The organism is Effusibacillus dendaii (genome assembly GCF_015097055.1).
Lineage (GTDB): Bacteria > Bacillota > Bacilli > Tumebacillales > Effusibacillaceae > Effusibacillus > Effusibacillus dendaii.
The window spans coordinates 335,606-357,917 of record NZ_AP023366.1 but is presented as its reverse complement, the minus strand read 5'-3'; the positions used below and the strand labels follow the sequence as shown (position 1 = coordinate 357,917).

Annotated in this window: 24 protein-coding genes and 1 tRNA gene; 1 reads left to right on the top strand and 24 read right to left on the bottom strand. The window is 48.1% G+C overall.

Annotation, left to right across the window (positions count from 1 at the left end):
- Positions 1-114: 114 nt before the first annotated feature.
- The 4 genes from skT53_RS01865 to mtrB all read right to left on the bottom strand — a co-directional run bounded on the left by skT53_RS01865 (position 115) and on the right by mtrB (position 2,967).
- Complete coding sequence (locus skT53_RS01865; protein ID WP_200759518.1) at positions 115-1,080, bottom strand: polyprenyl synthetase family protein; 966 nt, start codon at positions 1,078-1,080, stop codon at positions 115-117.
- Between the two features lie 41 nt (positions 1,081-1,121).
- On the bottom strand, positions 1,122-1,841 hold the full coding sequence (locus tag skT53_RS01860; protein ID WP_200759517.1) for a demethylmenaquinone methyltransferase: 720 nt from the start codon (positions 1,839-1,841) through the stop codon (positions 1,122-1,124).
- 4 nt (positions 1,842-1,845) lie between these two features.
- Positions 1,846-2,625: a heptaprenyl diphosphate synthase component 1 gene (locus tag skT53_RS01855; RefSeq protein ID WP_200759516.1), complete on the bottom strand. Its 780-nt coding sequence runs from the start codon at positions 2,623-2,625 to the stop codon at positions 1,846-1,848.
- Between the two features lie 114 nt (positions 2,626-2,739).
- Positions 2,740-2,967 carry a trp RNA-binding attenuation protein MtrB gene (gene mtrB / locus skT53_RS01850; RefSeq protein WP_200759515.1) on the bottom strand — a complete coding sequence of 76 codons (228 nt, stop codon included), beginning with the start codon at positions 2,965-2,967 and terminating at the stop codon, positions 2,740-2,742.
- A gap of 118 nt (positions 2,968-3,085) precedes the next feature.
- On the opposite strand from mtrB, the gene skT53_RS01845 reads away from it, so the two are divergent.
- Positions 3,086-3,271, top strand: a complete 186-nt coding sequence (locus skT53_RS01845) for a DUF1540 domain-containing protein (RefSeq protein ID WP_200759514.1) — start codon at positions 3,086-3,088, stop codon at positions 3,269-3,271.
- 664 nt (positions 3,272-3,935) lie between these two features.
- Here the strand turns inward: skT53_RS01845 and skT53_RS01840 are convergent.
- From skT53_RS01840 to cmk, 20 genes are all read right to left on the bottom strand, one after another.
- Positions 3,936-4,595, bottom strand: a complete 660-nt coding sequence (locus tag skT53_RS01840; RefSeq protein WP_200759513.1) for a PspA/IM30 family protein — start codon at positions 4,593-4,595, stop codon at positions 3,936-3,938.
- Positions 4,596-4,600: 5 nt separating this feature from the next.
- Complete coding sequence (locus skT53_RS01835; protein ID WP_200759512.1) at positions 4,601-5,005, bottom strand: hypothetical protein; 405 nt, start codon at positions 5,003-5,005, stop codon at positions 4,601-4,603.
- 1,338 nt (positions 5,006-6,343) lie between these two features.
- Positions 6,344-6,420, bottom strand: a tRNA-Pro gene (locus skT53_RS01830).
- A gap of 187 nt (positions 6,421-6,607) precedes the next feature.
- Positions 6,608-7,945, bottom strand: a complete 1,338-nt coding sequence (locus skT53_RS01825) for a hypothetical protein (protein ID WP_200759511.1) — start codon at positions 7,943-7,945, stop codon at positions 6,608-6,610.
- Positions 7,946-8,104: 159 nt separating this feature from the next.
- Complete coding sequence (locus skT53_RS01820) at positions 8,105-8,377, bottom strand: HU family DNA-binding protein (RefSeq protein ID WP_200759510.1); 273 nt, start codon at positions 8,375-8,377, stop codon at positions 8,105-8,107.
- Positions 8,378-8,651: 274 nt separating this feature from the next.
- The gene (locus skT53_RS01815; protein ID WP_200759509.1) at positions 8,652-9,062 is read right to left on the bottom strand and encodes a VOC family protein; all 411 of its coding nucleotides are present in this window, start codon (positions 9,060-9,062) and stop codon (positions 8,652-8,654) included.
- Positions 9,063-9,250: 188 nt separating this feature from the next.
- The gene (gene spoIVA, locus skT53_RS01810) at positions 9,251-10,729 is read right to left on the bottom strand and encodes a stage IV sporulation protein A (RefSeq protein WP_200759508.1); all 1,479 of its coding nucleotides are present in this window, start codon (positions 10,727-10,729) and stop codon (positions 9,251-9,253) included.
- Positions 10,730-10,966: 237 nt separating this feature from the next.
- Complete coding sequence (locus skT53_RS01805; RefSeq protein ID WP_200759507.1) at positions 10,967-11,794, bottom strand: lipoate--protein ligase family protein; 828 nt, start codon at positions 11,792-11,794, stop codon at positions 10,967-10,969.
- A gap of 12 nt (positions 11,795-11,806) precedes the next feature.
- Entirely contained in the window at positions 11,807-12,190 is a 384-nt protein-coding gene (gcvH, locus tag skT53_RS01800; protein ID WP_200759506.1) for a glycine cleavage system protein GcvH, read from the bottom strand.
- Positions 12,191-12,273: 83 nt separating this feature from the next.
- Positions 12,274-13,314 carry an NAD(P)H-dependent glycerol-3-phosphate dehydrogenase gene (locus skT53_RS01795; protein ID WP_200760829.1) on the bottom strand — a complete coding sequence of 347 codons (1,041 nt, stop codon included), beginning with the start codon at positions 13,312-13,314 and terminating at the stop codon, positions 12,274-12,276.
- 16 nt (positions 13,315-13,330) lie between these two features.
- A complete protein-coding gene (gene plsY, locus skT53_RS01790; RefSeq protein ID WP_200759505.1) occupies positions 13,331-13,924 on the bottom strand; it encodes a glycerol-3-phosphate 1-O-acyltransferase PlsY in 594 nt (197 codons plus the stop codon).
- Positions 13,925-13,980: 56 nt separating this feature from the next.
- Entirely contained in the window at positions 13,981-15,297 is a 1,317-nt protein-coding gene (gene der / locus skT53_RS01785) for a ribosome biogenesis GTPase Der (protein ID WP_200759504.1), read from the bottom strand.
- A 132-nt stretch (positions 15,298-15,429) separates the two neighbouring features.
- On the bottom strand, positions 15,430-16,803 hold the full coding sequence (locus skT53_RS01780) for a DUF512 domain-containing protein (RefSeq protein ID WP_200759503.1): 1,374 nt from the start codon (positions 16,801-16,803) through the stop codon (positions 15,430-15,432).
- A 109-nt stretch (positions 16,804-16,912) separates the two neighbouring features.
- Positions 16,913-17,104, bottom strand: coding sequence for a capping complex subunit for YIEGIA (locus tag skT53_RS01775; RefSeq protein ID WP_200759502.1), 192 nt, complete (start codon positions 17,102-17,104; stop codon positions 16,913-16,915).
- Between the two features lie 6 nt (positions 17,105-17,110).
- Entirely contained in the window at positions 17,111-17,998 is an 888-nt protein-coding gene (locus skT53_RS01770; protein ID WP_200759501.1) for a YIEGIA family protein, read from the bottom strand.
- Entirely contained in the window at positions 17,995-18,627 is a 633-nt protein-coding gene (locus skT53_RS01765; RefSeq protein WP_200759500.1) for a YphA family membrane protein, read from the bottom strand. Before skT53_RS01765 ends, skT53_RS01770 begins: the two co-directional genes overlap by 4 nt.
- A 62-nt stretch (positions 18,628-18,689) precedes the next feature.
- Positions 18,690-19,754 (bottom strand): type 2 isopentenyl-diphosphate Delta-isomerase, encoded by a 1,065-nt coding sequence (gene fni, locus skT53_RS01760; RefSeq protein WP_200759499.1) that lies wholly within the window; start codon positions 19,752-19,754, stop codon positions 18,690-18,692.
- A 2-nt stretch (positions 19,755-19,756) separates the two neighbouring features.
- On the bottom strand, positions 19,757-20,926 hold the full coding sequence (gene rpsA / locus skT53_RS01755) for a 30S ribosomal protein S1 (RefSeq protein WP_200759498.1): 1,170 nt from the start codon (positions 20,924-20,926) through the stop codon (positions 19,757-19,759).
- A gap of 95 nt (positions 20,927-21,021) precedes the next feature.
- On the bottom strand, positions 21,022-21,597 hold the full coding sequence (locus skT53_RS01750; protein WP_200759497.1) for a lysophospholipid acyltransferase family protein: 576 nt from the start codon (positions 21,595-21,597) through the stop codon (positions 21,022-21,024).
- Between the two features lies 1 nt (position 21,598).
- Positions 21,599-22,291, bottom strand: coding sequence for a (d)CMP kinase (gene cmk / locus skT53_RS01745; protein ID WP_200759496.1), 693 nt, complete (start codon positions 22,289-22,291; stop codon positions 21,599-21,601).
- Positions 22,292-22,312: the final 21 nt, after the last annotated feature.

Sequence of the window (22,312 nt, the reverse complement as noted above, 5' to 3'; positions counted from 1 at the left end):
CAACAACTCCCATCTTTTATTGAATCCCTGATCATTTTACTAATTCATCATAGGATCCGCAAGCGTTGCAAATTTGGTGTTTCTTATGTAAACGAATCTGTATGGGCGATTCCTTTAAAACTCGCGGACTGTCGTAAAACGAGCAATCCCTTCCAGCAAATCGCGCGGTTGTCCGCCCGGCAGACGATGCAGTTCCGCAATACATTTTTCCAGGTAAAGATCGGCGACTTTTTTGGCATATTCGATTCCGCCTGACTGTTTGACCAGTTGAATCGCGGAAGCTAATTGGTCATTGGTCATATTGCGGCGAATCAATGTTCGCAGCTGTTCGTCATAAGGTGTGCATTTCAGCGCATAGAGAACCGGCAGCGTGATGTTTCCTTGCAGGAGATCTGCTCCTACAGGCTTGCCCAGCTTCTGTTCGGTGGAGGTAAAATCCAGGATATCATCAATAATTTGAAATGACATCCCCAAATAATAACCAAACCGCCCTAAACTTTTTACATGGAGCGGATTCGCTTCCGCAACCAATCCCCCCAACAGACAGGATACTTCCATCAAAATGGCTGTTTTGCGTTTGATGCGGCGCAAATAGTTTCGGAAAGTTTGATTCAGCCGATAAAAATCGCGCACCTGTTCAATCTCGCCTTCGCACACTCGAACGATGGCTGAAGACAAAACCTGGTGTATTTCGGGCTTCGGGATCTCAGAAAGCAGCAGCAGAGCCCGGGCGAACATGAAATCGCCCGTATACATCGCCATTCGATTTCCCCATTCGGAACGGACTGTGGGAATCCCACGGCGCGTATTGGCATCATCAATCACATCATCATGCACCAAAGTGGCCATATGGATAAGTTCCAACACGGCAGCCACCCGGGCTAATTTTTCCAAATCGTATGTACCGAAACGTCCGCTTAACAACACGAAAACCGGGCGGATTCGTTTTCCGCCCGCTTTTAGAAGATGTGACGACGCTTTTTCCAAATCTTTTTGACTGGAACGCACTTCCCGGTCTAACCAGGACTCCATGTAATCAAGATCGTTTTTAAGATGTTGGTAAATGTCGTTCAGGTTCATTCATTCCACCCTATCTGCAACTTCAAAAAAATAACACGTGCTTATCGTGCCGGTTTATATCCGATATGCATGGCAGCAATGCCGCCCGTCAACGGTTTTGACTCCACCCGTTCCAGTCCAGCCTGCCGAAATATCTCTTCCAATTGAAGCCGCCCCGGAAATCCTTTTAATGATTCCGGCAGCCAACTGTAAGAGATATTGTCTTTTGCGGCCGCATTCCCGATGCGAGGAAGAATTTTGTCGAAATAAAAGTAATATAACGAACGAAACGGCGGCCATTCCGGTTTGGACAATTCAAGTGACACCACCATGCCCCCCGGTTTTACCACACGGGTCATTTCACGGAGCACATGCAACACATCCGGTACATTTCGCAACGCAAAACCAATTGTCGCATAATCAAACGTATTATCCGGGAAGTTCAGTGCCATTGCGTTTCCATAGAGCAGTTCCAAATTTTGCGAAAGCCCTTTTTGCTCGACTTTCGCTCTTCCTTTTTCCAGCATTGGCTCACAAAAATCAACACCGACAACGCGGCCGTTTGGCCCTACTGCATTCGCCAGCGCGATCGCCCAATCACCCGTTCCGGTGCAGACATCAATAGCGGACTGCCCAGGTCTTACATTCATCCGTTTCATGGTGTACGTCCGCCATACTTTATGCTGCCGGAAGCTGAGTACGCTGTTCATCAAATCATATCGTTCCGCGATGCGAGAGAATACATAATGAACTTTTTCTTCCTTGGAGGAAAACTGATTCATCGCTTCATTCACCTTTCACTGCAATCGTCTGCGAACAATAAAGCTGATCCAGATAATTGCAGACTGCCATAAACTTATCGTAGACAAGTTCCGATTGGGATGACAACAACGAACGAACAGCCGCCAGCCCCGATTTCAAACGGTCATACAACAATCCTGAAATGCCGTTTCTAACCTGCAGCGGCATGCTTTTCGTCTGATTGTATTGAAGACCCAATACCTGCACATATACAAGCATCCGGACGATATCGCTGAGAACTGCCTCATCCTGCATATATTCCGCGCATAATACATATAAAAGTTCCCCGTCTATCCGCTCGTGCAGCGCCAGATAAGTTTCAATATTGGAATGGTTGGGCGGCAGCAGTTGGATTCGCTCCGCCTTCGCCTCGTTTATGCGGGCAATTGCTTGCGCAAATCGACCGATTAGACCGATTTTGCCATTTGCAGCCAGCAGATAAAAATATTTGCTGGAGTAATAATCGCCAGCCAATACTTTAAGCTGTCGAGACTTTTGGTTAGCGGTAGGTTGATCATCTATATTTTCATGTGTTGACAGTCCATGATAAATAAGCAATAAAACGGTAGTGACCAGTTCAATTTCTTCCTCTTCCCGACCGGCCGTTTGCAGAATAGCCGCCGCTGTCTGCAATTGAAAAAATTCCGGTATCGGAGTATCCAGCCACTGTTTGAGGTAACGGTGGCTCATTTGAGTTAGTGCATGCTTGTGCATACGAAGAGATGCAGATTCCCGGTCTTTTCTCTCTGTAAGCAGTTTCTCCATCTCCCTTCGCAAACACGCAGAATTAAATAAAATATTTTCGTTTAAATAGTATAACACAAGATGAAGTGATAAACGATACAAAAGAAAAGCGAGTGAGCCTCGCCCGATTTTTGCTTAATCGTCCTCCGAATATGTATCAATCCGTCCGAACTTGGTCATTACCACAGCTTTACCGCGAACCTTAATAGCAGATGTATGTTCCGTAAACTGGGCAATCATAATTTCGCCCTTGTCCAATTTTTCTGTATGATGGAAGCGGGTATCCGCACCCCGTGTCAATCCAATTACATGTACACCGTTCTCTTTCGCTTTTACAAGAAAGAAATCCTGTCCGCTCTCCATGTAAAAGACCCCCTTTTGCCGTTATGTTCAGCCAGCCTATTATATCATTTGCCGCCAACAACAGGCAAAATGTTTTCTGTGCCAGGCGGGTACATTATTAACAGGAGGTGGGGGTCAAATGCCAAACGGAGTGAAGTGTGGCGTCGAAGAGTGCATTTTTAACGATAAAGACCGAAACTGTACAGCAGATGCCATTGAGGTGTTGTCAAACGGCAATGAAATTGTCGGTACAACAAAAGGAACTCGCTGCGCCACGTTTGAATTTGAACGCCACGACAACCGGTATGGTGCGACTGTAAGATAACAGATCAACCGCGCTTGAATCAGGCGCGGTTGATCTTTCTACATAAGCTTTTTACCGAGGGAATGTACAACACGTGCAGAATCGGATATTCGAGAATCTTCAAAAATTCCTGGCTACGACCTTTAGCACGTCGACTGACACTTCCGTTCCGCTCAAAAGTTTATCAACCGGAATTACCGACAAGGAAATTACACTCGACGCGGATTACAACGTGGGGGACGTAGACAAAATGAATTCGACACTCCTACTAAAGACCAAATTTTGCTGGATCTTTATCGAATTGCAGATTCTGGAACATCTGTCGATATTTTGAACTCAGCTGACATTCATTTGGTTAACGATTCAGTATAAACAAGGTTCCCTGAATCTGTCCGACTCTATTCATTCATGTGAGAACCAGTCCAACTTTACTATTTCCAGCTCCACTCATATTCCCTATTTGACTAGCGATGTTGTGCAATATTTTGGGAGACTTTAAAGGATGGGACGGCACTTCCACTTTTGAATTGGATAACGGACAGATTTGGCATGAAATTTATCCTACGGCACAGGTGATTACAAAATGAAGGTAGAAGGCATTGATCGGGAGATTCGCATAAAAAGGATTCAGTAAAAAACGAAAAGACCCTTGAGAAATAAGGGTCTCTCCTATTGCCGATGGGTCCTATCTGCTCTCTGCTTTCAATTTCTCCAATTCGATTTGCAGACGCTCCTGCAACTCGCGTTCGCCAACCTGAGAAACCAGTCCTGTCTTTCGGGCTCGTCCGGTTCTGATAGACGCCTGCAACTCCATCATCCGCACGCGTTCTTCCATACGTTCGAATCCTTTTACAGCGCTTTTTGTGTCGACCGTATCCATCACGCAGTTCATCTGCCGAATTGACTGTGCGGCTGCCGCCCGTGATACCAGATACACTTTCCGGCTTTCCAGTTCTTGATACTTTGCCCACAGTTCTTCCAACTGTCCACGCAGTCGCAGCGTTTGCTCACGGATGACGTCTACTTGTTGTCGGTACTCAGCAAGTTTGGCTTCCGCCTCCAATTTGTCTGCGAGCGCCAGTTTTGCCATGTCTTCTTCCCCCGTCTCTACCGCCAGCTTCGCCTGCCGCAATCGTTTCTCCACCCGCGCTTCCGTCTCAGTGACCAGACGCGTAAACATTTGCTCCGCCGCTTCCTGGCGCGCAAGCACCGTTTCCGCATGGTCAATTTCTTTCTCCAGGTCGCGTATGTAGTGCTTGATCATCACAACCGGATTTTCCAACTGATCGAACGCCTCATGCAGATTTGCCGACACCAGATCACGCACACGTTTTAAGATTCCCATACTGTTCATTCTCCTTTAGTTTGGTTTTGATTGTTACGCAACTTGCGTTCCCATTCATCCAGCACATCGTAACCCGGGCGAACACTGGCTGCTGCGGCCGCAGCCGAGACAACGTCCGCCCATTCACGTTCGCGTGATACTCTTTTGCCTTTTTTCCAGATCCATACGAGCACTCCGATTAGCAATGCCGGAATCAATATCCCACTCAACGGCAGCAGTCCAATCCCGATCAAAAGCAGTCCGAGCAGTTTATAACCCCCTGCCCCGTTCCGGAATAACCGCCAGCCACACACCATTGCTACGCCCCACACCGCTGCTGCCAGCAGCAGTGCAACAAGCCCTGGACCGTGGTGCAGTACGTGCCCGTGCTGCATCATCAGTTCATTCATTCGGTACGCATGTTCCCGCATCATTCCTACCTCCCTTGTATGGACTGGCTTTATCGTACGGAAGAAAAATGAAAAATACATTAACAGCATCAATCAAATCAGGTATTTTCGGGAGCTTGCAATACCTGCGGATTTTGTTCGATCTTCAGCACACGTGTAGTCCCCTATTATTTCTGCATGAATAGATTATAGTGAGGGACAACTCCCTCATAGCCCAACGGGAGCGCCAAGCACCGTACAAGTACCTCCTTTCTCAGGGAAGTGGGACTGCCCCCACTTCCTTACATAATCCCCTCCTCACATGAGCGACAGGACAGGTCTCGTATGGAGTGCCCATGCCACTTGTAGCACCAGCACCCACTGTGACCAATTACACATCGGGCGAGAGAATTATCGGGCAAAAAGTTTACGCCACGAGCAATTATGATGTTCGCGATCTACCCATTAACTAATCAAGCTCAAAGAGGAGTCGTAAAATTTACGCTCCTCCACTCTCGATTCCCGTTAGCATAAAATGACTATAGATTCCTCTCTAACAATAACCCCACCTCTTCTGCCATGACACGAGGCGGGAAAGGCATTCCTTTCGATTCACCCTGTCCATTACTTTTATTGCAATTTTGAATTTCGAGACATAATTTTGTAAAATCCTGTCTGGATATCCAGATCAAATCATTTGAAAAAATACTCGCCTATATGGTTATCTCTTCGATCGACACCGTGTGTAAATCTTTCTCCGCTCGGGCAAAATATGCTCCGGGACTTCGCTGGCAAAATAGCGGCGCTTCCCAATCACAAACCTGGGAGTGAGATGCACACTCCTGCCCATTGGCCCATAAGATGATGGCAGGTATGCGTCAAAATTCCCTAACACTTAGCCCATTGTGTAACTTATCGCCTCCTTGAGTTATCTACTTACTTTTTGTAAGCAGTCTTTTTTCGTAAGTGGTTCGCCGTCTCTTCACGTACTTGGTTCGGAAGATACTGTATTTCCGGATCAATAAAAAACCCCCCGGCCCAAACCTGGGAAACAGGGAGGTAATGGAAAAGCAACTGTCTCAATATAATATTGCCAATTTGTGAAAAATTACACTATTGGTGCAAGAGATGGGCATAAAAAATCCCCGGGTATACCGGAAACTTATGACCCACCGTATACACATTACGTGAGTATGTAGCGATGATCATGCCAAGAAACATCTACTGGCTTTTTGTTCTGACTGCGGCCGACGGTTTGAAATGCGATACCGTGGATCCAATAAGGCCAAAACGTAATATGCATTCCATGGATTTGGAAAGCTTGGAAACGGTTGTAGTGCACCATACAACAAAGGGACCCTTATGGGTCCCCCTACATTCTGGTCGGGATAGCGGGATTTGAACCCACGACCTCTACCACCCCAAGGTAGCGCGCTACCAAACTGCGCTATATCCCGAGCATTTGCTCAAACAGTATACCCCTTTTCATTTACAAGCAACTGACGGCAACGAATTTGATTATACAAGAGCTCAACCCTTTTCGCAAGCATGGTTCTGTGATCCATCGTAACAAAAAAACCGTTTCCTTCGTACTATTGCCAACTTCCGCCCATTCTCTCCTATTTGTTGTGTTCTAACGCAAACTTAAATCCGAACCCCTGTTTGAGCACCTTCTGAATGAAGCAATCGATCCACCATTCGCCCTAACGTGTCCAATGTCGCTTCCACAGCTTGAAAAATAAGATTGAACCAGCCGGAAGCGGTTGTCGGAAAAACCGCTGTTTCGTTTATTTGAGTGGATTCGGCAGCAACGGTTTGCGTTTGGTTGACCGTAAAATCAGATACGGTGTAGGAGCGCGGATCGCTCATGTTGATTTCCACAATCGGTGAACTTATGACAAATCCGGCTGCATTCTGTGCGTAAACCCGGAACCGGTGAACACCTGTTGCATTTGGATCCTGATAGGTCAGTATGGATGTCGGTTTTACCACAACGATAGCTCCGTACACCCCGTTCAGCGGTTGCGCGCCAGTTCTCGTGACAACCGGTTCTGGCAACACGTCTCCTTCTTTGTAGCTGACCAAGGTATACATGGTCTGCGGGTCGGAGTCACCCGACCATGCCAATTTTACCTGGTACCCGGCCTCCCCCTGCTTAACAACTCCCGCCACTTGAAGCTCTGGCTTCCGAGGCAATTGGTGATTTTTAGGCAAGCCCAAATGATCGGCAAACCAATCATACAGCCCTGGCACCTGAGCAGCCAGCGGCAGGTCGGTGTTTTCCTGCGGAGCCACATTAAACATAGAGGCATCCCAGCGAATACTCGCTACTTGTTGACCATTTGCCAGCATATCAAACCGGGATGGAAACGGATGAACCAATTTTGCAGTCGGAGAGCCGCATAGCTGAACATAATCTTCCGCTGCAATTTCCGCCAACTGCCAACGATGTTCGTTCGATGAATTGATGCGCGGGTCATTCGACAATCCCCGCAATTTCGCATATGTAGTATGCGACCAACGCGCTTCATCCGTGATCGAAAAACCATCCTGCATAATTGAATAATAATGTGTTACATGGTGTCCGTATTCATGAGACAATGTTTTTGCAATCGATTCGATCGTGTTCCTTTCATTGCCGCCAAATATGAAAATTTGCCCCGGCATCATTTTGTTGCGCCCTAAAGTGTCAACAGTGGAATGGAACTGGTATTCGCCTGCGACATTTTTCCCCTTCGGATACCCGTCCACAATCGTTACGGAAGAAAGCAGTTTGATTTCTTCTCCGTGACCGTTTCTCAACAATTCCTGATAAACCTGCTGCAGCTTGGCAACTGAATTCCAATTGGCCGATTCGCTGTGAAATACGATTCCTTCCGGTGAACGATATTCGGCAGCAAAAACGGGACTATATAAAAACAAAAAGACAATCAAACTGAAAAGAGTTCCGGTCAATCCTCTAAAAATCGATTTGACGACCATCGATAACCCCCCCTGGAACGCAACGGGTACTTATTATTATACCATTCCGACGGCAATACGCGGAAGTAATCCGAATGACCCGGGACGGGTTCAAATAAAAAAGTCCATCGGTTCGGCATCCGCTGATTAAACGAAAAGCCGCTCGAAGGACCTTTTGACTTACTTGATTGCATCTTTGAACGCTTTTCCTGCCCGGAAGGTCGGTACCTTGCTGGCAGAAATTTCGATTTCCTCGCCTGTCTGAGGATTTCTTCCTTTTCGGGCGGCCCGTTCTCTGGTTTCAAAATTGCCGAACCCGATCAGTTGTACTTTATCTCCATTCGCCAATGCTTCCATAATCGATTCAAAAACAGCATCGACTGCTCTTGTCGCATCTTTTTTAGTCAGTTCCGATTTTTCGGCCACTGCTGTAACAAGATCTGTCTTATTCATTATCCAACACCCCCTCTCCGGCTTCCCCAGTGATGCGGTATTACTTGTGTTTCCATAATTTATAAAAATATACCTGACTAGTGAAAAATAAAAAAGCTTCTATCGGAGCTTGTTCCTCCGGCAGAAGCTTCCGGAAAAAAGGGATGGCGCACAAGTATGGGGAGCGGAATGAGGTACCAATATGCCCAGTGGAACAATCCTGCAATATAACCGTCGAATACCGGACGCGATGTTGGTTAACCCTAATGAAGACTGCTCCTTGGATGACATCGTGTCAGTTCTTTGCGAGGTTAAGCTGCCAGGATACGCCGTATTTGTCTGTAACCCAACCATATTTTTGACTAAATGGATACGCTGATAACGGCATTAAAACGGTGCCATCTTGAGATAGCTGCTTAAAGTATCGTTCAATCTCGTCTTCGGTATCACAGGCTACATACAGTGATATTGCAGGAGTAAATGTAAATTCATGCGTAACGCTGCTATCTATACACCTAAACAGTTGGCCGTTTAGCGAAAACGCGGCTTGCAGCACGGTTCCCTCTTTGCCGGCTTCATTCGCTCCATAGCGAGTAATGCTAATAATTTCTGATTGATCAAAGACAGATGTGTAAAAATTCATAGCCTCTTCAGCCTGGCCGGAGAACATTAAAAAAGTCGTGATTTTTTGATTTGAGTTTCCCACTCCAACCAACTCCTCTTAGTAATGTCCAACCTACATATTCTAGTATCTCCCATTATCGTAATACGCAACATTCGAAGCGGTTTCTGCACGATTGCTTTTTAACTGTAAAAAGAGGTATAACACAAAGCGTAATGACACTTTGCGATATACCTCAATCATATAATGTGTGACAATTTAAATTAAAAAGGTTACAATATGATCGCGATTAAACCTCCGCTGCCTTCATTGATGATCCGTTCCAGCGTTTCCTTCAGCTTATATTGGGCATTTTCCGGCATCATCGCCAATTTTGCAGAAATTCCTTCACGCACAATCGCAGACAACGATTTTCCAAAAATGTCGCTATCCCAGATTTTCAACGGATCTTCTTCAAAGTCTTGCATCAAATAGCGAACCAGTTCTTCGCTTTGTTTTTCCGTCCCGACAATCGGAGCAAATTCAGATTCCACATCGACCCGAATCATATGAATAGACGGAGCGGTTGCCCGCAGTCGGACTCCGAAACGGGATCCCTGACGGATCAGTTCCGGTTCGTCAAGCGTCATTTCCTCCAAAACGGGCGGTGCAATGCCATAACCGGTTAGTTTTACCATACGAAGCGCTTCCGCTACTTTGTCATATTCCCGTTTGGCAGTCGTAAAGTCTTTCATCAACTGCAACAAATGGTCTTTGCCGCGGATTTCGACGCCTACGATTTCAGTCAAAACCATATCATACAGTTCATCGGGAGCAGACAGATCGATGTCTGCAATACCTTGCCCCATATCCATTCTCGCAAGAGCGGCCCGGGAGATAAAATCATAATCGTTAAAAGCTGCTACCACGCGATCTATATCGCGCAAACGGCGAATATCTTCTACCGTATCACGAACACACTCTTCATAATTTTTACGAAGCCAGTGATCCGAATCAAGCACCATCACCCAGGAAGGCAGGTTCACGTTCACTTCGTGAACCGGGAATTCATACAACGCTTCCCGCAAAACCAGCATAATATCGTCCTGGTTCATGGTGGCAACCGACATGGCAACAACCGGAATGTCGTATTTCTCATTCAATTCGGCACGCAATGCTTCTGTTTCCGGTGCATGCGGGTGGGTGGAGTTAATCACCATTACAAACGGTTTTCCCAATTCCCTTAATTCGTTAACAACCCGTTCTTCCGCATCCACATAGGATTCACGGGGAATTTCTGCAATCGTGCCGTCTGTTGTAATCACCAGTCCGATCGTCGAATGATCGGCAATTACCTTGCGTGTGCCCACTTCAGCCGCTTCCTGGAACGGAATCGGATCTTCGAACCAAGGAGTGCTGACCATGCGGGGACCGCTTTCGTCTTCGTATCCGCGTGCGCCTTCAACCGCATAACCGACACAATCGACAACACGAATATTGATATCAAGCCCTTCCGCCACATGAATTTCAACTGCTTGATTGGGGATAAATTTCGGTTCTGTCGTCATAATAGTCCGTCCTGCCGCGCTTTGCGGCAATTCGTCAGTAGCCCGCAAGCGGTCTGCTTCATCGGCGATGTTCGGGAGCACAATCAGTTCCATAAACTTTTTGATGAATGTAGATTTACCGGTACGAACAGGGCCTACTACGCCGAGATAGATATCCCCACCAGTCCGTTCCGCAATATCTTTAAAAATATCAATCTTTTCCACGCTTTTCCCTCCCTACATAATGTCGGCGTAGAAGTTACCGAAAGACCCCTTGTTCACCCCTCCCCGGCATTCCTGATGCTTTGTACATGTATATGAGGTATCAGGAGTTTTATTCCGAGGCGATTTTGGAGGCATTGTGTTTCTTCTCTATGGATATGCAGAAACCCCCCGTTTAGAACAAGCCTGTAACAAAAAAAGCACTCGGAGTAACACTTCCGAGTGCTATATATATGCGTTTCATCTTTTTTCATTCCAGTCGGCCGTGCCGTATTTTGTACGGACCAGTTCTGCCGCCAACTGTTTTTCCCTCTCCGTCAGCTCACCGGGCAGCAAACGAACGCCCAACCCTGCTTCAAAACCGGACCGAAACGCCATTTCCGCCTCTTCAAAGGAAACGGTTCTGCCCGCCAATTGGCGAATGGAGACCGCCCTTTCCCTAAAAGCGGATTTCAGCCGTTCCCGCAGTTTGACCGAGGAAAAATACAGAACGGAAAACAGGAGATCCACATCCAAATCGAGTAAAATCGCGCCGTGCTGCAACACCACACCTTTTTGCCGTGTTTGGGCGCTGCCTGTTACCTTGCGGCCCTCAACCACCAATTCATACCAGGAAGGTGCATCGAAACAGGCCGCTGAACCGGGAGATTCATGCCGTTTCTGTTCCGCCTCTGTACCTAGTGTAATCATTTCGGCGGACAACCCCAGATTGCGAAACCCTTCCAGCAGCCCCATCGCCAAAACGCGGTACGATTCATTGACAGAAGAAGGCAGATCCGGATGAGATTCGGACACCACGATCGAATAGGTCAACTCTTGGTCGTGCAAAACGGCACGACCCCCGGTGGGTCTCCGGACAAATCCGATATGTTTGGACTGTAGGGCTGTAAAATCAACTTCCGAAATACTTTGGAAATATCCAATTGACAGAGCAGGCGGGTTCCATCCGTAAAATCGGACGGTTGGCGGTACGATCCCCTCGCTGTGCGCCATTAAAACAGCCTCATCTAACGCCATATTTTCTGCCGCTGAAAAACGGCCGGTTGGTAATAAACGCCAAGTTTCCAAGGCAAATCACAATTACCCTTTGATCACGTCAGCGTATTGATCGGCTGTCAGCAACTTATCCAGTTCAGATGGATCTTTCATCTCAACAACCAGCATCCAACCGTCATTATAAGGAGATTCATTCACCTTTTCCGGTGAATCAGCCAACGATTCGTTTACTTCCAGGATCGTTCCGCTGACAGGCGCATAAAGATCCGATACGGTTTTCACCGACTCTACGGTACCAAACGTCGAGTTCGCCTGCACTTCATCTCCCGCATCCGGCAGTTCCACAAACACAATATCTCCGAGCTCCGACTGGGCAAAATCGGTGATGCCTATGTACGCTTTATTGCCTTCCACACGAACCCATTCATGTTCTTTTGAATATTTGAGTTCACTCGGCAGATTTGCCATTTTCGTTTCCTCCCTTTTGTTTCGATTCATTTCGGTAATAACTATGAGTCAGCAAGTATTGTAGCAAAAAAAACCATACGGCGCTATGATTTCCATTTCATTGACAAACGGGCAACTTCCTCAATTTCGTGGGTTTTGCCTCGCCCCATCAATTCTTCTACTGCCTGCCGGATGCGTTTCCCTTCAAACAAGACGCTGTAAATGGCAAATGTGATCGGCATGACGACCTGATGTCTTTCCGCAAGTTGGTAGGCCGCTTTTGTAGCATTGACACCTTCCACCACCATATTCATAGAGGCCAGCGCCTCTTCCAGCTTCTTTCCCTGCGCCAATTGAAAGCCGGTTCGCCAATTGCGGCTGTGTTTCGACGTACAGGTGACGATCAAATCCCCGACTCCTGCCAGACCGGCAAATGTCATTTGCGCCGCCCCCATGCTGACTCCAAGTCTCGAAATTTCCGTCAGTCCCCGTGTAATCAAGGCTGCTCTCGCGTTATCGCCAAATTCCAATCCATCTGAAAACCCGACACCAAGCGCGATAATATTTTTTAAAGCCCCTCCCAATTCGGTACCGATTACATCCGGATTGGTATAAACGCGAAAATAGGCGTTCATCAACAGATCCTGAAACAATTCTGCCGTCGCCTGCTTCTCGCTCGCCACTACGACCGTTGTGGGGGAACGGCGAGATACTTCCTCCGCATGGCTGGGGCCTGACAGCACCGCCATATCGAAAGGATGCAGCTGCGGAATTTCCTGCTCGATCACTTGGCTCAAACGTTCCAGATTCTGGCTGTCAAACCCTTTTGTCGCATGGAGGAGTTTGATTCCCGGTTTGATAAAAGGCGACATTTGTTTGATCGTTTCACGAAACGCTAGAGATGGGGTCACCACCAGCACTTGGTTCGTTCCCTCTAACACAAATTCCAAATCGGTCGACGCAACAATCGAATCGGGCAGTTTAACACCCGGTAAATACCTGGAATTGGTGTGCTCTGATAAAATTTCATCGACCACTTCCTGTCTTCTTGCCCATAACGATACCTTACATCCGTTGTCAGCCAAAACCATTGCCAGTGCGGTGCCCCAACTGCCAGCCCCTATAACTGCTACCGAACGATCCATAACAACCTCCGTCGGTTCATTTTGATTTTCCAATCCGGCTCTCCTTGCCCTCCAAAATGCGGACAATGTTGGAGCGGTGCCGCCAGTATGACAAGACAGCCGTTACGATTGAGCTCCAAAAATAAACGCTCGGGGCGCCAGACAACCAGATGGCAATAGGCAGAATGGTTTGGAACAACAATGAAAAAACGGATACCATGCGTGTAATCAGCAAAATCAAAATGGCGACAATTCCTGCATACAAGGAAGCCGTGGGCACAATGGAAATCATTACGCCAATTGTAGTGGCCACTCCTTTTCCGCCGCGAAAACCGAAATAAACCGGCCAGTTATGACCCACAATGGAAGCCAAACCTGCCAATGCCAGACCCTCTTCCGAATGAGTCAACAGATAACCGATCCAGACAGCGACCACTCCTTTCAGCACATCCCCCAACAGTACAAAGATTGCTGCTTTTTTCCCTAATACACGGAGCGTATTGGTCGCACCCGCATTCCCCGAGCCGTGTTCCCGGATATCGATGTTCATCGTAATACGTCCGATCAGATAGCTGAATGAAATCGATCCGAGAAGGTAACCCAATAAAATCGCTAAAAAGTACAGCAACAAAATCTCCTCCGCACCCGATTTCTCCTGCTCCTCACATACTTTGTCTTACACCCGTGTTATTGCGATTTTTTACGGATAAACAACCGGATGGGCGTGCCCTCAAACCCGAATGCATCTCGAATCCGGTTTTCCAGGAATCGTTCATAAGAAAAATGCATCAGTTCGGGATCATTTACAAAAATAGCAAAGGACGGCGGTTTTACAGCCACCTGTGTGGCATAGTTGATGCGCAGCTTGCGGCCTTTGTCAGTAGGCGGCGGCGTCATCATAACCGCATCTTCAATCACCGAATTGACCGTTGAGGTCGAAATCCGCATGGCATGATTTTCCGCCACTTTTAAAACCAGTTCGATAATTCTGGGTACTCGCTGCTTGGTTTGGGCCGAAACAAACAAAACAGGGGCCCAAGCCATAAAAGGAAACTCTTTGCGTATCTGCTGCTCGAAACGATGCGCGGTTTTATCGTCCTTCTCCACAAGATCCCACTTGTTGACGACAATCAACATCGCTTTTCCTTCTTCCAGAGCATACCCGGCAATCCGTTTATCCTGTTCGATGATTCCTTCTTCCCCGTTAATCACCAACACGGCCACATCGGATCGTTCGATGGCTCGCAGCGCGCGCAATACCGAGTATTTTTCGGTGGTTTCGTAAACTTTTCCACGCTTTCTCATGCCTGCCGTATCAATAATCACAAAATCCTGACCTTCCCGCTGAAACGGCGTGTCAATCGCATCCCGCGTGGTACCGGCCACCTCCGAAACCAATACGCGCTCTTCCCCTAATATAGCATTGACAAGTGATGATTTCCCCACGTTGGGACGGCCAATCAAAGCGAATTTGACTGTCTCGGGACTGTACTCCTCTTCCTCTTCCGGCGGAAAATGTTTTACCACTTCTTCCAGCAGATCCCCGATCCCGATCCCGTGGCCGGCTGAAATGGCAACCGGATCGCCAAGACCCAATTCGTAAAAGTCAAAGCGGTTGTTCAAACGCTCCGGATTGTCCAACTTGTTGACCGCCAACACAACCGGTTTGCGGGATTTAAAAAGAATTTCCGCCACTTCCTGGTCGGTGGAGGTCAATCCCGCTTCCCCATCCACCAAAAAAATAATCACATTCGCTTCCTGCATCGCCAATTCAGCCTGCTCCCGAATCCGCAGCAAAATCTCATCATCACTGCCAACTTCAATACCGCCCGTATCAATAATATGAAAGCTGCGATTCAACCATTCAGAATTGGAGTAGATGCGGTCGCGAGTGATTCCCGGTTTATCTTCCACAATCGCGATACGTTCTCCTGCCAATCGGTTAAAAAGGGTTGACTTTCCAACATTCGGTCGACCTACAATCGCCACAACCGGTTTTGGCATAAAATGAAACCTACCTTTCGTAAAGAAAACTTGGCTTTCGCCCAGTCCTGAGACACAGCGAAAGCCTTTGGTTGCCAGTATGTAAAATCAGAAAGTAAAACTTTCTGATTTGCCGAACAATCGACCGTGGGATCAGACTGCACAGCCAAACATGCCGCCGTTTGTCAGTGTGCTCTCATACCGTCTGCGCGGCGGCAGATTCTCTGTCATGCCCAACGCGCCTTTAATCAGGCCTGTCGCATTGGCTGGCATGATAAGAACCGGCATACCCAGTTCATTCGAGACACGCTCTACCGTATAGTCGTCGAGAAACACATCGGCATCATCTTTCAGCATAATATCCGGAATGATCAGCACATCTGCGCGGCGGGCATTTTTTAACTGGTTGACAATATCAGAGCCGGTGGTAAGTCCGGTCACCGTCACCATAGGTCCGTAAAATTCATTGCGGATTACATGGAGATCAACCGTCAGGTTCGCCACATCTTTCAACAATGCGATTCCGCGCCGGATCGTATTGGCAGGTGATGTGCCGGTGACGACCGCCACATGCCGTTTCTGATCAATCGCGGCAGGGATCTGTCCTTTTAGATCCTCCAATTCATCCAGGAAATTGCGGATCAGTCCGACCCCGTTTTCCGTTTGGGCAAACTCATCATAACGGTCGGCAGGCGGCACCTCCCGCTCCGCCATCACATAAAATTCGTCTGCTGCATGTACGAAAGCAGCCCCTTTTTGCCGCAAAAACGTTTCCTGCCAAGCTTCCACCTGGTCGATCACCCGATTGGCCTCTTCCGGCGTTACGGTGCGCAAGTCGTACAATCCCTTGCGATGCTTGGTGAGCCCCACCGGAACAACGGACAAGGTGCGTACAGCTGGCCAATTCACCGCCAATTCCCGAATTGTGCGATCCAATTCTTCTCCATCGTTGAGGCCGGGACAGAGTACAATCTGGGTATTCATTTCAATTTCGTGTTCCGCCAAATAGGCGATTTGGTTGAGGATTTCGCCCGCTTTCTTGTGTCCCACCATAAAATTCCGCAGTTCCGGATTGGTTGTATGAACCGAAATGTTAAGCGGTGACATCTTTAACCTAGCAATCCGTTCCAAATCGGCCTGTTTTAAGTTTGTCAGAGTTACAAAATTTCCATGCAAGAAAGACAGACGGTAGTCGTCATCCCGCATATTGAGCGTCTGCCTCATATTGCCCGGAATTTGATCGACGAAACAGAACACGCATTTGTTATGGCAAAGTTTGATTCGGTCAACCGTCGGATGCTCCCATTCAACGCCGAGCGTTTCATCATATTCTTTTTCCACGTCAACCAGCCATTCTTCGCCGTTTGACTTAATCACTTCCAGCTCAATGGCCTCATCCGTGACGGCAAATTGATAATCTATAATATCTTTAATCGGCTGCCCGTTAATCGACTTGATTTCATCCCCAGGCTCCAGTTCCAATTCTTCCGCCAAGGAACCGGGTCTTACGGACTGGATTTTTGGCATCCGGAATTCACCTCATTTCATAGGGGTGGCTTAACCACTCAATCAAATATTATCCTATAAAACAGCCCTTTCCGTCAACTAAACATTCAAATCTGACACTTTTATTGAATCAATGCCGGACAATAATAAATAGATTCGGGTTCACCTCATGCGCGATCCCGTCCAAAATTTTTTCCAGCGTAAAGGAAAGCGATTGCAGTTCTTGTTCGTCCACCGCATAAAAAATCGGACTGCCGCCGCCCACTTTATCGCGTGAAGTTGTAATGACAGCCAGAATCAGATTTTCAATGGTCGTTCCCATTAAGATTCACCTCAAACGCTGCATCGCTTTTGATTGGAGCGGCTTGCGAATCGAATTTTCCAATACAGGAGAACGGAGAATTACCCCTTTCGCCGCCTCCAAATCCCTTTCCAGCGGCAGCAGAAAGAAAGCCAATTTTCCAGAATCGAGGTCCAGTTTTGACAGGGGTGCAAACGATGGTGTCCCACTGTCCCGATAGACGCCCAATATGGTGGAAACTTCATGAATGATCGCTTGCCGCTGCCCCAGATGGGCTAATGTGGTTCGCGCGTTGGCGTTTTTCGGAATCAGGACGATGCCAATCCCCTTCTGCAAAATATGCTCTTGTGAATCTTTTAAACCGATGTTCATAATATGAATGTCGTCGACATACAGATTCGGACCGTCAAACCGCAAATCCCCTGCATGCAGGAATGCAATATCCCCCACTACATCACCTGACATGAAACGCGCAAAAAGCGCAAGTGCAATCAGCCCGACCGCCGCTCCCCCATACCAGTGAAAAAAATAGGTGGCCAGTGAAGACAGAAAAGCGGTCGCAATGACCAAATAGTTGCGGCTTTCAAACACCATCGCAATTCCTTCAATATACGTGATCCCTCTTGGCACCAGTTCATTCTGATCGACATTCAGGAGCATCTGCCGTTCCATATTCCGCACGTCGCGAAACTGTTGGGCAGCTAATGTCAGAAACGTAACTGCCGTATAGTTGTGATCAAAAAGGGCCGGTACTGCTACCGCCCCCAAGCTGGCCGCTATAAATCCCAGTGCGATATGGATGACACGCCCGTGCGGATAAGTGGGATATTGCCGATGGTCTGTCCGCAGCATGTAGAGTCGGGTTATCACCCCGATAATGGCACCGACCAGTATCATTTTGGTATAGACACTCATGTCGGATCCCCTTCCGCTGTTTCATGCCGACGCCACAATCGGTAAAACAACAGGTTGACCATATGGACAAGCTGATCCGTTACAAACGAGATGATCATTGTAGAGGCCAGCAGTTCCATAATATCCGAATCCCCGAATAGAAAGGTTCCCGTTTCGGTCTGGAACCGGTTATGTTGAATCACGCCTGCCATAAGAATCCCGAACAATGCGGCATTCATGCAAAACAGAGGTTTTCGTGAAAACAAGTATGCGGACATAACGGCCGCCAGCGGGTACACAACCTGTTCGTCAAACAGGTAAAACGCGGGATCTTGCGGAACCAATACCATAAACACTAAATCTACGGCGGCAACGGTGACTATCGCCAACAAAAATTGAATCTGCTGTTTCCAACTGCGGATAGAGCCAAAAAAAATTCCGATCAGCGCCCCCACAATCACCGCTCCCAGATTGAACACCAGATTCGCTTTTTCTAAATTAAAATCGCCCGCTGTCCCAATCAAAAGCAAAACCGCTGCAAATTGTCCGTTCTTTAATCCACTGCTTTCTACATAACGGTTGCCCCAACCGGTTGCAAACATAACGGCTGCTACCCAGAACGTGATCAATGCAAATACATCCGGCCGCATAAAAAACTCCCTCCTAGGAAAACATGGTTTCCTGATAGGAGAGAGTTCATACCCATTTCGCGCTATTTCGCTAACGACCGCTTCCCATAAGCCAACGACCGGATGTCAATCTGGCGTACCTCACACCAGTCTTTCGTTCTACCTGTTACTACCACAGGCACCTCACGCAAACTGTCAATCGACGGCGTTCCCAAAATGGTCATCAGGGTGCGGATTTGCTCATGCCAGTTCTGAATGGCATCGACCACTCCGGAAACTCCCTCCTTCTCCAGCAGACGGAGAATCGGGCCAGCCACCCCAACCGCTCTTGCCCCCAGAATCATACACTTGATCATATCAAGCGAATGGCGGATTCCGCCGGACGCCACAAACTCGAGTTCATGACATAAGGTGGCTTCCAAGAGAGATACGGCTGTCGACTGCCCCCAACCGGAGAGAAAATCAAACTCCTGCCGTTTCCGCCTGCGGTTTTCAATCGAGATAAAATTGGTGCCGCCGCTTCCTCCTACATCAACAATAGATACGCCACGATCGATCAATTGTCTGTAAGTCTCCCGGCACATGCCAAATCCTACTTCCTTCACGATCACAGGGACGTTCAACTCGGCCGTGACTTTTTCCACATTTGCCAATATGCCTGTAAAATCACGGTCACCCTCCGGCATGATCATTTCTTGCGGGACATTGATATGAAGCTGCAGCAAATCGGCTTCAATCATGTCCACCGCCCGTTTTACCTGTTCTGGTGGAGAGGCGGCTGAAAGGTTGGCGATTATAATTCCATTTGGGTTCGTCTGACGGACAATCCGATACGTATCCTCCAAGTCGGGATCCTGTAATCCTGCACTTTGTGATCCGACGGCAAGCCCGACACCTGTTTCTCTTGCCACTTCCGCCAACGCCCGGTTAATCCGCTTCGTGGCATCCGCCCCGCCTGTCATCGCATTAATAAAAATCGGCGAACTGAAAGGCAGCCCGCCGATGCTCGAATCGATTCGACAATCCTGCAGTTTTGTTTCCGGAAAGGAACGGTGAACAATCTGGATATCGTCAAAATCGGATATTTCAACCGGTTCCCCTGTTAAGGCCAACCGGACATGATCCAGTTTACGCTGTTCTCTTGCCACAGTTACCGCCACTCTCCATTGTTCTTGAAGAGGTCGCCAAACATATCGCCCAGTGTGACGCCAGTCCCTGTTGCCTGATTCGTTTGCTGCTTCTCCACATACTTTTCCACTTCTTTTCGTCGATTGTCTCCCTCTGCTTCCCGAATAGAAAGAGAAATCCTTTTTTCCGATTCATTCACATCAAGCACTTTTGCTTTTACTTCCTGCCCGATTTCCAGCACTTCTTGCGGAGTTCCAATATGACGGTTGGCAATCTGAGAAATATGAACCAACCCTTCCACGCCCGGTTGCAGTTCCACAAAAGCGCCAAACGGCACCAATCGTTTAACGGTTCCCGTCACGATATCTCCCGTGTGATACTTTTCGTTGACTCCTGCCCACGGACCGTCTTGCGCCTCTTTAATCGAGAGTGAAATCCGCCCTTGTTCCGGATCCACTTTCAAGACTTTCACTTTGACAACATCTCCTTCTTTCACAACATCCGCTGGAGAATCCACCCGATGCCAGGCCATTTCTGAAATGTGAACCAACCCGTCCACATCACCGCCCAAATTGACAAACGCGCCAAAATTGGTCAACCGCCGGACAGTTCCCTCGCGTATTTCCCCTGCTTGAATCGTGTTCAGAAATTGATGTTTGGTCTGTTCAAACTCCTCATCCAGTACCGCTCGGTGGGAAAGAATCACTTTATTTGCGGAACGGTCCAGTTCCGTAACTTTGACACGCAACGTTTTGCCTTTATAATCACTGAAATCCTCTACAAAATGACGTTCGACAAGAGAAGCCGGAATAAAGCCGCGTACGCCTACATCAACCACCAGGCCGCCCTTAACTACGTCAGCCACTTTCACTTCAAACGATTCTCCGTTTGCAAAACGCTGTTCCAATTGATCCCAAGCCTTTGAAGCATCCACCGCTTTTTTGGACAAAACCAGTTTGCCTTCTTCATCGTTGATGCGAAGGACCTTCAATTCCAATTCATCGCCCACGGAAACGGCATCTGCCACATTTTCCAGACGCAAGGAGGATAGCTCGCCAATCGGGATCACGCCGTCATATTTATAGCCGACATCGACCAACGCCTGACCGTCCTCGAGCTTTGTAATTCGTCCTTTGACGATGTCCCCTTTATTAAGTGTAATTACATTCGCTTCTTTCATTTCTTCAATCATGAATCAACAACCTCCTCATCTTGGTTCCCATTCAGACCGTCGTACCATGGGTAACTACTGGTAGTATGTAAAATGCTTGCTGGTTTGATGCCTAGTTAAACCAATCTGCGAATGTGCTCCATTATCAGATCGCTGATTTCATCCGTTACGGCAGCAGCGGATTTGCCGTTTCTGTAGGAACTGAGTTCAATCGGTGGACCGTACGTAATGGTCGTCTTCCTGAAGAGTTTGTAAGGTCCACGAATTCCTACCGGGATTACGGTCGCTTGGCTGCGCAAAGCGAAAAACGCCGCTCCCTTTTTTCCAGCTTCTACTTGACCTGATTTGGCACGCGTTCCTTCTGGAAAAATGCCTACGACCCCGCCTTTTTCAAGTACCTGTAACGTAGCGCTTAGCGCCTTTCGATCGGCTGCCCCCCGCTTCACCGGAATGGCCCCCAGACGGCGAATGGCAGCCCCCAGCAAAGGAACTTTAAACAATTCCTCCTTGGCAAAGAAGGACACCTTCCGTTTCAAATAAATACCGATAGCGGGCGGATCCAGCAGACTGATATGGTTGGAACAGAGCAGAACAGGCCCTTCATTCGGTACATGCTCGCTTCCCCGAAGCTGCAACGGATAAAAAATCCGATAAAAGATCCGCAATACTGCACGTGCAAATATATAAAACATTCTACTCTTCTCCTTGTAGATTCGTGCCTATGTGTGCCTTGCACAATTCAACAATTTGTTCCGCCACCTGCGAAACGGACAGGGAGGTGGAGTCGATTACATGCGCGTCTTCCGCTTTGCAAAGCGGCGAGAATTCTCTCTGACTGTCCCGTGCATCACGCTTCGCAATGCTGTTTTTCAATTCTTCCAGATTGACCGGCTCTCCCTTGGCTGCCAGTTCCTGCATCCTTCGTTCGGCCCTCTCCTGTAAAGAAGCGGTTAAAAAAATTTTCACCTCTGCGTTCGGAAGCACCTGCGTTCCTATATCCCGACCGTCCATCACAACGCCTTGTGTTTGCGCAATGCGCCGCTGGATTTTTACCAATTGTGCCCGTACACCGGGAATCGTCGCTATTTGTGAGACAGATTCCGTGACTTGTTGGGAACGAATCTGATCCGTCACATCCTGGTTGTTGACTACAACCCGTAATTGTCGGCCGTCGGGGTTCAGGCGAATGTCCAAGTCGGCTGCAAGACGGGTAAGACTTTCTTGATCTGACAAATCAATCCCCGCCTGAATCGCTTTTAAGGCGACCGCACGGTACATTGCCCCTGTGTCTATGTATAGCAAGCCGAGTCGTTCGGCTACAATTTTGGCAACGGTGCTTTTTCCAGCGCCGGCCGGCCCGTCAATTGCCACTTTCATCCGATTCATCGCGTGTCCTCCTATGCGGTC